The organism is Ruegeria sp. AG1, from assembly GCF_056541705.1.
Genome location: NZ_JBQFYU010000001.1, coordinates 1 through 12,422, shown reverse-complemented (window position 1 = coordinate 12,422; position 12,422 = coordinate 1). Strand labels below are relative to the sequence as shown.

Sequence of the window (12,422 nt, the reverse complement as noted above, 5' to 3'; positions counted from 1 at the left end):
GCGGTGTGGGTAAAATGAAGGTCGAGGAAAGGGAACTCGCAAAATACCTGAGTACAAACAATGTATTGAGAGAGGTAATTGGTAGCGGAGGAGCCCATCTAATTTCTCGTGTGTTAAACCTGAAGCATACGTAACAGCATTTTGTTACAGGGTTTATCTGATCGATGGTTGCCGGAGCCCCAAGAAACTTAGGTGCTGCATCACCTCCAATAGTGGGGGCGAATGTGAGGCAGATGATGATGAAGTATGCTCATGAGTAAATTGACAGACCCGAAGGCCAAAGCAGCTAAACCGGGCGCGAAGAAGATCAAGATGGCCGATGGGAACGGCCTGACACTGATCGTCCACCTGAAGGGAAGCAAGACGTGGGTTCTGCGCTATCGCGTACACGGCAAGCCCAAGGAAATGACGCTGGGCAAGCATCCTGCGACAACTTTGAAAGACGCACGTGAGCGCGCTCTGGAGCAGAGGAGTATCCTTCAAGACAGCTAGGACCCGGTTGCCGCAATGATCAGCGCAAGCGTGGAGCTTGTTCCGAGATTGTTAGACCACTGATCGGCAGACAGAACGAAGTCTGTCTGCTGGCCAAATCATCCTCCGGTGCGCGCCCTAAATTTGCTTTCAAGAGGGAGCGGCCAATTGAGCAAGTTGTCATTCAGTGTGCAGTACAAATTCGCGTCTTTCTCGCCGATCGCTAAGTCGCACCATTTGAGTGCTGTCGTAATCGGTCACTCCTGCCGCGTTTCGGTGCCTCATTCGTAGTATCTGAAAACGCATGCTTTGTCCGCAGAGCAGTCATCGACCCTCCTTGCAGCAAAGGTCTGCATAGAGCCTTAAGCGGAAGTTCAACTGACCTTTGGTCACTGACGTATTCTCCGTATAGCGAACTCGGCTAGAGCAATTCGGTTCGGTCGATACTAAACAGGTCTATCGCCTTTCACGGTCACACGTCGCCCTTTTCGCTCCGCGGGCCAGTAGTCCCAGATAGCACGATGCATACAGCACCGGTTGTCCCAGAAGGCCATGTCGTTAAGCGACCACCTAAACCGGATTTGATAGTTGATTTGCTCAGCATGCTCGAAAAGCATGTTGAGGATCGCGTCGCTTTCCTTATCCGACATGCCCAAGATCTTTGTTGTAAATGTTCGGTTTACAAATAGCGATTTCCGGCCCGTTTCCGGATGAGTCCTAACGATCGGGTGCACTGCTTCGGGGCAATCAATTTCGCTGTCTTTTTGTCCCCGGTCGCTATAGCGGCCTTTATAGATATGCTCTGAACTGTGAAGCGCAGATAATCCGTTGATCATATTTTTTATCGGTTCAGAAAGATCGTCGTAGGCCGCATACATATCACTGAACATGGTGTCCCCGCCGCAGGGAGGGGCGATATGGATTTGTAGCATAGTTCCAAGGGGCGGCGTCTCGTCGCAAGAGACGTCAGAGTGCCAGAACTCACCGTTTGCTACTTTGGAATTCTTGGTTGCATGGATTTCGAATATCTCTGGATATCCTTCCATCGTTGGGGCTGCGGGGTGCGCATGAAGCGGTCCAAAACGTTTCCCAAATTCGATGTGCTGCGTAGGCGGTATTTCCTTCTGCTCTTTGAAGAACAGAACCTGGTAGGTTTGAAAGGCGTCGCAGATCTCCGCGAACTGATCGTCAGGCACAGGCTGGCTCAAATCGACTCCGTAGATCTCGGCGCCAAGGTTTGGAGCGAAGGGTTTGGCAACGATGGAAGTATAGGCGTTGGATTTGGGAGCAACCATAAGCACCTCTGGGTTTGATTTCTTTGGGCATGCTATGCGCAAGTTACACACCAACAAAAATGAACAAAAACGAAATTTCTTTGACAAATTGGTGAAACACTTTCACATATCGATCACGGATTAGGCGGTAGCGAGGTTATCGGAATGAGCATTCGGTCACTGCGAACTCTAATAGCAGTTCATCGACATGGTAGCTTCCGTGCCGCGTCAGAGGCGGAGCATCTAACTCCGTCTGCGGTCAGTCACCAGATGCGGATTCTGGAGGTCACGTTGGGGCTCGAATTATTTGACCGATCAGCCAAATCGCCCAAACTTACTCATACCGGGCTAACGTTCGTCGGTGAGGCCGCTGCGGTGGTTGCCGCATATGATGGTTTGGCGGAAAGGGTGAAGTCGAACAACGAACTCTTTGGTGAAATAACTTTGGGTGCCGTTCCAACGACCCTGACTGGACTAGTGCCGATTGCGCTAGCGAGGCTAAAGTCCGTGCATCCGGATATCCATGTACGGATTGTACCAGGTTTGACTAATCAGCTTTTGCTACAGTTAGACCGCGGGCAGATTCAAGCGGCGATCATTTCCCGACCAGATGTTCTGCCAAACACGTTGGAATTCTCTGAAATTGTATCCGAAAAATTAGTGCTGCTTGTCTCGGAAAACACTCCAGATTTACCTCCGAAAGAACTGCTTGGTGAGTCACCGTTTATTCGTTTTACGCGTGATGCGGTTGTAGGAAGGCAAATCGAGACTTGGCTGCAAAGAAAGGCCATTGAAGTCAAAGACGCCATGGAACTAGAGAGCCTTGAAGCAATCTCAAGTATGGTGGCCGCTGAACTTGGCGTTTCAATCATACCGGACAGCCGCTTAGCTGCATATGACCACTTGCGTCTTAAAAGGATCCCCCTTGAACAGAACGGACCTAAGCGCATTGTTGGTTTGGCAAGTATGACCGCGTCGCCACACACTAAAATGATCGACGCAGTTACGGCGGCGCTATTGGAAGCAGCAGATAGCCAACGGGTTTATTCGTGAGTTGGCACTCCATTTGGTATCCACAAGATGTTGTCGACCACTTGAACTAAGAAAACTGGAAGTCAAAATTAGGCTTGGGTCAGTCACTAGCATGCAACTTGGAGAAAAACAGCTTCGAGCCTACAGAGAGCACTCATCCGATGTCGTTGTGCTGTTCTCCAAAGTATCTCTGACACTAGCCGCACGTTAAATTCAGAGATGTAGAGGCAACGTACGGCCGGAAGAACAGCATTGACGCTCTTAATTTGCATTCTAGTTCGCTGTTTACCCTTGCAAAAAGCAGACTGCCTTTGTCATCTAACATTTTAACTTTACAGTCACTTGCGGTCCAAGAGTAAGGTACCCAAGTTGCTGGTTCGTCGGTAGTGAGTGACGTTGAACCAGTTTAGTCTTGACGGCTTTAAACGCTGTCTGAGTGGGGCCTCGAGTGCGCTAAACTATCCCCACCTCGGCCTCGCGAGGTTTCAGACGCCGCTTGAGGGGTTCCCGATGAACATAGTACCAGCTATCCAACCATCTCTGTCGGACGTCTTTTTAGCGCCTGAATTGACTATGAACTTCGACGTTTTCTGCTGATGAAACGTCCAAAAGTATCCACCAAAAAGAATACCAGATTCTTATGCTTCGGGAGGTTAGGAGAAAAAAGAATGGCGACTCGTGGTTAATGACTGTGTAAAAAACAAGCTGGGTCTACCACGATGATCAAACTTGGGCATGCTATTGCCACTGCGATGACTGCCGTAGAAATTGCGCCGCGCCGGTGGTTGCTTGGTTCGGTGTGCCGATAGAAAACTTTGAATGGACTGCTGATAAACAACGTACTTATTAAAGCTCCAAAGGCGTTTGTAGGCACTTCTGTAGAACTTACGGGTCACCAATTGGGTTCGAAGCCGATCACTATCCACGTGGTATGCACCTCCACGCCGCGTCGCTCGAATGCCCGGAAGATTTCGAGCCGACTTTTCACGTTAACAAGCAAAGCAAGTTGCCTTGGTTGCAAATGACTGATGATCTCGACGCGTTTGAAGGCACATTGTTAAACACCCCTAACGACCCGGACGGATATCAGTAGATTGGGAAGCCAACTAGTTTTCCATATGGCAGGTTTGTTCGTAAAGAAGCCGTTCACTGAATTCAGCCCAATGGCCGCCTTGAGCCTGAAGCGGCCGTTCCCGCTCCATTTATTTGCTGCGTATACATCCGTCGGGTTCGGGTCGGTTGCAAACCTTCGAGGTTTGGCTGGCGAATTCACAGCACGCGGAATTTCACGCCTTTTGCTCTTGCGACTGTTGCTGACGCAGCATCCATTTGCAGGTGCCGCATAGGATTTGGTTCGTGAGGTGCTTTCTCTCGTCGCATGGGTTGCGCAACTATGCGGCCCCAATTCGGCACTAGAGAGTTGTTCACTGCCAGTGCTCCACTACGGCTTTGTCGCAGCTTCTCAACCTCAGCACGAAGCACAGAAAGTTCCTCTATGGTTTTCAATTGCCAGATCCCAATCGAGATGGTCAGGTGGAAGTATCTGAACAACATCGTGAAGAGGGGCCATCGCTTCAAGAAGAGACGCACTCGGCCGGTGTTAGGGTTCAAGACCTTCACTTCAGCGGCGGCTAAATTGGACGGGATCGAAGTGACGCACATGATCGGCAATGGTCAGCTTACGCCCGAAATCTGTCCGTTTCGTCAAATTTGCGGAATTGGCGGAATAAGCCGAGGATTCAGTAGCAATTCTTCGTTCAGTAAGAAACTTTTCAACAGATCTGCAGAAGAGTCGCTCTCTTTTACACAGATACAGGGCCGCTCGTAACGATCGGCAATCACTCTAGGCATCAGAATTTGATGCACACTGACGTTGTCGACCAATTCAAAACTCAACGTCAGGTTTACGTGTGCAGATCTAGACAAATATGCTAATATGTCTGCCATTATCGCTGTGAAATTTTGACCATTCAGATAATCAGTCTGAACTCTATGCATTCTTCAGCCGACCATCTGCTGATGGGCCTATTTCGAGGAATTTTAAATGACCGATACCGAACAGAATACCCCCGTTCAATCAATCGAAACCAAAGTGACCGTCTGCAACTGGCAGGGTGTTCCTCTGGATGCCGAAGCTCATGTGACCATCGGTGACCACAGCCTTGTTCGAGAAGACGAAACGGCGACCTACGCGGGCCGCCTGCCAGCTGGTGAATATGATCTTCAGGTGTCAGACGGTAAGCTTGTATCACCGTCGCGTACCGTGTTGGTCGGCGCCAGTCCGAAACATATTGTCGCCTACATCGGAGAGCCGGGCTGGCCATTTTACAGGCTTGGTGAAAATGCCATCCCGTTTCCGCCGCCCGGTCCGCTGCTGGCCGTGGCGTTCCCCGATCGCAGCCCCGATCCCAAAGAGGCGCAAGAGCTGCGGGGGCGGTTGGCCGAGGAACTGCCGCTTGACCCTGTTCAATCATATGGCGCCCAGCAGGACTATGATGGTGATACGCCGACGGATGACGCGATATGGGTGTTCAAAATAACCCGCAAGGACAGCTCGCGCCTGCGGGCCGAGCTTCACAGGAAAATTCTTGAAATCGTCGGTGAACGTGGGCGCGTCGGGGTACCGGTGGATCAGGAGCCCGGCCGGGCTGCGGTCATCGACAACCGTTTTGTTTTGCGGTTTCAGGATGAGTTGGAAGAATATGAGATCGAACGGCTTCTTGCTGAGGTCAAAGCCACAACGCGGCGGCGGCTTTCGGTGCTGCGGCACGCACGGCTAGTAGACTTTCAGCCCGCCGACTACAACAAACACCTCGAACAGGTCGAAAAGCTGCATGCGGCCGGTGTACTGGTCTATGGCGAGCCGGACATCATGGCGGAATTCGCAGATGACGCCTTTCCGGAAGACCCACCGAACGATCCGACTTTTGGCAGTCAGGCCAATCTGACGCTGCAGAATGTCGATCTGGCCTGGCAAATGCTGGATGCCAGCGATCCTTTGCGAACGCTCGGCAGCGCTGATGTGGTTGTGGCGTCGCTTGACCGCGGCCTCGACACCGATCATCCCGATATCGGAGGTACTCTGACGGACGGGTCCGGTCAGGTGCTGCGCTGTTACGACTTTTCCGGACTGCGTGAATGCACTGTGCCTGGCTATACCCCGGACACCTCACACGGAATGGGTGTCTACGGCATCATAGCCGCGCTGACCAACAATGGTGACGACATTGCCGGCATCGCGTCCAACACGCGGCAGATCGTGATGGAGCGGCCAAATCTGACCAGTGTGAACTACTCTGACGTTTTGTTGTGGGCCGCAGGGTTTGACACCGGAAACCCAAGCCCAGGCTGGCCTGCCGAGCCATTGGCGGACGGTGCCGACATCATCAGTTGTTCGCATGGCAGGGATGGCCTAGCCCTATCGGGCGTTATGGATGACACCTTTCAGACGCTTGCCAATTCAGGACGGGGCGGGCTGGGCACCATCGTCATTTATTCAGCCGGTAATGCCAACACGCTGATCACGGGCTTCAGGACATGGGCAGCGCATCCAGACACGATTGCCGTGGCCAACTCGAACTTACCAAATGCAAGCGGTGTTGAATCCAAGGTCGGCTCCTCGAATTTCGGGCCCGAAATAGACCTGTGTGCGCAGGGGGACGGTGCGCCATCGCTCAACGCATCCGGAGGTGAACAGTCCTTCGGCGGCACCTCCGCCGCTGCACCTACGGTTGCCGCCGCAGCAGCATTGATCTTGTCAGCCAATCCGGTTCTGCGACGTGAGGAAGTGCGGGATATTCTGCGTGACACCGCGGTCAAAATCGATCCTAACAACGGAAACACGACCGGGCGTTGGCGGGATATCAACGGGTTGATTTCGACAAATCCTGGTTACCTGGGCCCCAACTTCTCGCAGTTCTACGGGTTTGGACGGCTGAACGTATCCGCAGCCGTTGAAGAGGCCGGTTGGCGCCTCACGCTGATAATCGCGGATCAGGGCGACTTTGGAAACGTCTGCGCCAACGGCTTCCGAGACCTCATGCTCACGCTCGTTAACAGTGGGGTGAACACAATCCCGATCAGCGACATCCTGTCATCCTCTCCGCATTTTGTCGTTCCCAACGTTCTGAACTTTCCTTTCGCGATTGACCCCGGAACCGCCGTGGGCGTGCCGATCCGGTTTCAGCCAGGCTCGCTTGGTGCCACGAGTGCGACAATCACGGTGCAGGCCGGCCCCTTTACCGCAAGGGCAATCGGCGTGTCGGGGGACTCGCGACCTCCGCAGCTTGACCTAATCATCGTGAACGGGGGAGAGTTTGGAAGAGCCTGCGTCGGAGAAGGCGTAGACAAGCCGCTCAGTATTCTGAACAGCGGTCCATGCCCGCTAATGGTCACGAATATCTCGTCCTCATCGGGCGATTTTCGTATTGCCGAAGTTCGGAGTTTCCCGCTGACGATTGCCCCGGGGACGGCCGTGGAAATCCCGGTCCGATTTGCGCCCACAAGCTTTGGGTCAAAGTCCGGGACCATCACGGTGACCAGCAATGATCCATCCGGGCCAAAGAGTGTATCGGTATCCGGGCTTGCGCCTTCAGGCAAGCTGACGGTCACTGGGTCGACTTGCATCGGCGGTGTCGCCGAAGGATGTATGGGCGAGCGCATGATCGCAATATGCAACACAGGTGACTGCCCGCTTTCGGTCTCTAGCGTCGATCTGAAACGACCCAGCAAAGTCTGGAGCTTGGTCAACAATCCCTTCCCGGCACGGCTACATCCGGGTGCTTGCCTGAATGTGCTCATCCGCTACCTGGCCGATGAGAAATGTCCTCGGGCCGCAGAGTTGGTCATCCAAAGCGATGATCCGGAAATGCCTGAGAAGGTCATGGATCTAATGGCCTATACAAGCCCTAAACCCAAAAAGTTCGCCTGTATAGGTAGTTGTGATTGTGACTGCAAAACTGAACGGGATTGTGGTTGCGACATTCAGTGCCTTGACGCGTGCTGTTCAGATGAAGGCGCATCCGCCTGACGGACGGGCCGAACACAACCAAATCAAGGGTTCTCTGAGCCTCAGAACCCCGGGGCAGCGGCGTGCTGGCCGGGGAGGCCCACAATGGCACATCGAGGCGAGCGGGGCGTCTACATGGTCACCATTGCTACGAGCTATGTTCTTTAAAGTTTGCTATGGCCGCAGACAGCAATCGGCTTGCTTCATAGAGTTCTCGCCGTGGGGACATCAATTTAGGGGGAAGAGCACCAATCTGCTCCGAATGCCGATGGCGATCGCCAGTCTTGCTTCAGCCTCTCGAGCGGTTTTCAGCGAAGCCGTAACTTCCGCAAAGTAAGACATGGATTTGTCCGTTCCATTAGTTCGCCTGTAATTCAAGCTTGCGAGACAAATTACTCATCTGACACCATATCCAACTTCGGGTAGTCTTGCTTGTAAGTCTCGCGTAAGCGGCCGCATTTTAGCACCAGAGAGTTGCTCACTGCCTGTGGTCCGCTGCGGGTTTGTTGCGGCTTATCCACCTGAGCACGAAGCGCAGAAAGTTGCCCTATGCTTTTCAACTGCACGTATCTTCACAGAGCCTCCTGCAACCGCTTAGAATCCTACAAACTGATTTCACCTTGAGAAACGGCCATCGCAACACGTTTTGAAGTAACGACAATGTCTTCGATGGTTTCCAAGCAGATGTCTCCAGCCAGTTGCACGGAATCAGATCGTCCTCGCGGTCGAACCGGGTCGATGAGCCATTGCGCAATTGCGGGATTACCATCTTCCAGTTCGTCAGAAATTATTTCTTTGGCGCGTGTAAGCGTCTGTTCAAGACTTTCGCCCGCCAATTTTGATGCCCGAGCCTGAACCCCAATCGATCCTCGTGGTCGACCGGGCGACTTTGGCGGTTTGTGCCCTGGTAGGAACTTTCCGTCTGGACCGCGTTTGGGCTTTGGCTCGCCGTGAGTCATTAAACCGTGATTACCGTTATTTTTACGTCAATAATGCTGACATAATAGCTTGACTTTGCGTTCTTGTCATCTGTCTTGGGGTTTGAGCCATGCGTTACAGAGTTCATGAGCGAGGCTTCTCGCTCCTTCGAATGAGGAACCAAATCGGCTTTTGCATTCCCGGTAAAGAAATCGAGGCGTGAGAACTCCTTCAAAACTGTCTGGTATCACATGCTCAAGGCTCAGTTCCCTTGAACCTAGGCAGGCGCTACACCTTGGATGCTTCCACTCAAGTCTCAATTCTCGTTTCTCAAATTTGGATGTGCGCGGTTCGATTTGCATGGTAACTCTCGCTTCCTCAACGAGATAACGAATTCGGAAGCAAGTCAGATCAACAACAGCGGCTATGAAGAACCTTGAATACCATTCATACGCTGAATATGTGGGGGTCTATATGGGGCTCTGGCCCCGGTCACCTTTGAAAGGCACTTTGTTTTAGGGCGTTTCATGAGGGGTGTTTGGTAGCGGAGGAGGGACTTGAACCCCCGACACGCGGATTATGATTCCGCTGCTCTAACCAACTGAGCTACTCCGCCATGAGTGAGAGGCGATTTAAGGGAGCGGTCAGGGAGGGTCAAGAGGGAAAACACCCCCAACTAGCGGATTCTTTCAGTTCGTCGGCTGCCCCTCCTGCGGCAGAGCAGCATCCGCCGAAATCCCAGACGCAACACCGGCGATGAAAGCGGCGCAGCGGTCAGGCTCGGTGATCAGGATCATATGCCCTGCCCCGTCAATCACCTCATATCCCAGCCCAAAGCGCTCCATCGGCGGGCCGTGGTGAGGGGCGGACAGGATTGCATCCTCGGTGCCATAGAGGATGGCACCCGGCGTCCGGAGCGCATCATATCGGGCCACTTGCTCGGAAATGCTAAGATCAACGCCGATAACATCCTCGGACGCCGTGACAAAGGCCGAGGGGCGCAGGCCAAGTGCGCCGCCCGCGCGATCCAGAAAATCCGAAGGCGGCGTTTCCGGGTCGAACACTGCGCCCAATGTATGCGGTGCGGTTTTTGCTGCAATGGGAACGGCCAGCGTGTTGCCAATCAAGCGACGCAGCCATTGCGTGCGAATCTCCAACGGTTTGAAAACCGCTGGCGTTCCCGGCAGTTTTTGGGTCAACGGGGCAAGCAGCGCCAGCCCGCCTACCCTTTCGGGAAAGTCGAGCGCCATCGCGAGCGAAACCGCCCCGCCCAGCGAATGCCCAACCAGAATCGCACCAGAGACTTCTTTGGCCTCAAGAAACTCGGCTATCATCCGCGCCTGTTCTGGCAGACGGGCCAAATCGGCGCTGTCTCGAGTGGAATACCCGCATCCCGGTCGATCAAGGGCGATGACGTGGTACTCCTCGGCCAGTTTGTCGACCAGTGCGTAGGTATAGTGCTGCAATTGACCCGCCAGCCCGTGGATCATCACGATGGTTTGCGCGTTCGGGTCACCTTTTTCAACGTAGTGAATGCGCCCACCGCGCACCGGAAGGATTTGTCCCATCTGTGGAACGGTTTTCAGCCCTTCCCGCATCAGGCTACGGGTCCATAGGTTCATTGCCAGCAGAAACACTGCGAAGACGGCCAATAGAATAAGAAGCGTCGTCATATCAAACCTCGCTGCCTGCGGTTGGAACCGGGGCGTATTGCTCTAACCCGGATTGTGCCATGCGTTTTTGAAATTCTGCAACTGTTCCGGGCCACAGAGTCGTGTTGCGCCCCTCGGCGTCTTGATACCAAGACGAGCACCCTCCGACCTGCCAGACACTGTCAGTGTGACGGTCCTGCATTTCCTTGGTAAACGCGGCTTGCCGTGCGGGGTCGGGAACAACCGCCTCCAGCCCTTGGCTTTGGATCCCGTCCAGAACGCGGCCGATATGGCCGACCTGAGCCTCAATCATCAGCACGACCGAGTTGTGGCCGAGGCCCGTATGAGGCCCGAGCAGTATGAAGAAATTCGGAAATCCTGCGATGGCTGTGCCCAGATTGGCCTGCATCCCCTTCGCCCATGCATTGCGCAATGTCTGCCCATCTGTCCCCGTGATATCGAGGCGTTCGACCATATCGGTGACGTGAAAGCCAGTGCCCCAGATCAGGATGTCAGCCTGCGTTTCGCTGCCATCGGCTGCGATGATCCTGTCTCCGTCAATCGAACGGACTGCTTGCGATATGACGTCGACATTGTCGCGCGCAAGCGCCGGATACCAATCGTTCGAACTGAGGATCCGCTTACAGCCAATCCGGTAATCTGGCGTCAGCTTCTCGATTTCGGCAGGGTCTGAGATCGCGCGTTCAAGCTCTTTTCGCCACAACTTCATGGCATATTGCACCATTCGCGGTTCACCGCGGAACACCCGATGGCGATACTCGAAGATCGCGAAGATCAGCTTGCGCCGCAGTCGCGGCAACAAAGGAATCCGCGCGTAAAGCCTGCTAACCCAAGGCGCGATCGGGCCGTCAGGACGCGGCAGAACATAAGGCGCGCTGCGTTGGAAAATCGTGACATGGCGGGCCGTTTTGGCGATCTCTGGTACGAATTGCACCGCCGAGGCACCCGTTCCGACCACTGCTACGCGCCTACCCGCGATCGAGACGTTGTGATCCCATTGCGCAGAATGAAACGTCGGGCCCGGAAAACTGTCGGCCCCTGCAATGTCCGGAATACTGGGATGATGCAACGCACCGATGGCCGAAACCAGAAACCGCGCCGACCAGCTCTGCCCCGACTCCGTCTCGACTTGCCAGCGCGCGCCATCCCATTTGGCCGACTTCAACTCCTGCTGAAAATGACAGAGGTCGTAAAGGCCTTCATTGCGCGCAACACCCTGCAAATAAGCCTGAATCTCGGCCCCTCCCGCATAGGCGCGGCTCCAGTTCGGGTTTAGATGCGTGGCCATCGAATAGAGGTGCGAGGGGATATCGCAGGCAACACCGGGATAGGTATTCTCGCGCCATGTCCCGCCGATATCACCTGCCTTTTCCAGAATGGCGATGTTGCGAAGGCCACGTTTGCGCGCCTCAAGCGCCATGGTCAGCCCGGAAATCCCGGCCCCGATGATTTGCATATCGACATTGTGATCCACGCCCCACCCCCTCTTCAAGACGACCAGAGTGTATTGGCAAAGACTATAAGTGCAGGCGCAGCCCTGAACAGCGTCCCGTTGGGTAATACTACCAAACTAGCACCAATTTACGTTGAGCTTCACGTGTCTCTGTGTCGTTTTCGGTGAATGCGATCAGCCAAAACGCCCCTTTTCGTCAATGAGGCTCGCAGAATCCGTCGTCATTGCGACCGAAAAGGTCGGAATCCGGAGCACCACACACGCCAAGAGTGTCTAGCCTTTCCAACCAACCCACTTATCCAAAGGCGCCTTTTCGGTGTCCGTTTAACATCGAAATCACAAGGAAAAATTCAAGGCGCGACAGAACCTGAGTGGGTCAGGATTTAAAGCCGCGCGCCTGAACGACCGGTGCGTTCACCGCAATAACATAAGAGAAGAGCCAGCAAAAAGAACGGCCTTCCACCCTATCAAATCGACAACACGGAGGAAATTGATGTCGATTAAAGAACCGTTTACGGATTTGGACATTAAGACCGCGGATAGCGGTTTTTATGAGAATAACAGCGTTCCGATTGCGCTGATCAGTAAGGGTG

The 12,422-nt window shown here is 53.9% G+C and carries 7 protein-coding genes, 1 tRNA gene and 1 pseudogene; 4 read left to right on the top strand and 5 right to left on the bottom strand.

Features of this window, described 5'->3' with window-relative positions:
* Positions 1-252: 252 nt before the first annotated feature.
* Positions 253-492 (top strand): Arm DNA-binding domain-containing protein, encoded by a 240-nt coding sequence (locus tag ACR0B5_RS00045; RefSeq protein ID WP_480537547.1) that lies wholly within the window; start codon positions 253-255, stop codon positions 490-492.
* A 425-nt stretch (positions 493-917) separates the two neighbouring features.
* On the opposite strand, the gene ACR0B5_RS00040 is transcribed toward ACR0B5_RS00045, so the two are convergent.
* The gene (locus tag ACR0B5_RS00040; protein WP_480537545.1) at positions 918-1,766 is read right to left on the bottom strand and encodes a TauD/TfdA dioxygenase family protein; all 849 of its coding nucleotides are present in this window, start codon (positions 1,764-1,766) and stop codon (positions 918-920) included.
* Positions 1,767-1,910: 144 nt separating this feature from the next.
* Between ACR0B5_RS00040 and ACR0B5_RS00035 the strand changes: the two genes are divergently transcribed.
* The 3 genes and pseudogenes from ACR0B5_RS00035 to ACR0B5_RS00025 all read left to right on the top strand — a co-directional run bounded on the left by ACR0B5_RS00035 (position 1,911) and on the right by ACR0B5_RS00025 (position 7,806).
* Positions 1,911-2,798, top strand: coding sequence for a LysR family transcriptional regulator (locus tag ACR0B5_RS00035; protein WP_480537544.1), 888 nt, complete (start codon positions 1,911-1,913; stop codon positions 2,796-2,798).
* Between the two features lie 718 nt (positions 2,799-3,516).
* A pseudogene (locus tag ACR0B5_RS00030) lies at positions 3,517-3,627 on the top strand (GFA family protein); the annotation flags it as partial.
* A gap of 1,194 nt (positions 3,628-4,821) precedes the next feature.
* Positions 4,822-7,806: a S8 family serine peptidase gene (locus tag ACR0B5_RS00025; protein WP_480537542.1), complete on the top strand. Its 2,985-nt coding sequence runs from the start codon at positions 4,822-4,824 to the stop codon at positions 7,804-7,806.
* 581 nt (positions 7,807-8,387) lie between these two features.
* Here ACR0B5_RS00025 and ACR0B5_RS00020 read toward each other — a convergent pair.
* From ACR0B5_RS00020 to ACR0B5_RS00005, 4 genes are all read right to left on the bottom strand, one after another.
* Entirely contained in the window at positions 8,388-8,621 is a 234-nt protein-coding gene (locus ACR0B5_RS00020) for a hypothetical protein (RefSeq protein ID WP_480537540.1), read from the bottom strand.
* Between the two features lie 621 nt (positions 8,622-9,242).
* A tRNA-Met gene (locus tag ACR0B5_RS00015) sits at positions 9,243-9,319 on the bottom strand.
* Between the two features lie 73 nt (positions 9,320-9,392).
* Positions 9,393-10,376 (bottom strand): alpha/beta fold hydrolase, encoded by a 984-nt coding sequence (locus ACR0B5_RS00010; protein WP_480537538.1) that lies wholly within the window; start codon positions 10,374-10,376, stop codon positions 9,393-9,395.
* A gap of 1 nt (position 10,377) precedes the next feature.
* Positions 10,378-11,850: a flavin-containing monooxygenase gene (locus ACR0B5_RS00005; protein ID WP_480537536.1), complete on the bottom strand. Its 1,473-nt coding sequence runs from the start codon at positions 11,848-11,850 to the stop codon at positions 10,378-10,380.
* Positions 11,851-12,422: the final 572 nt, after the last annotated feature.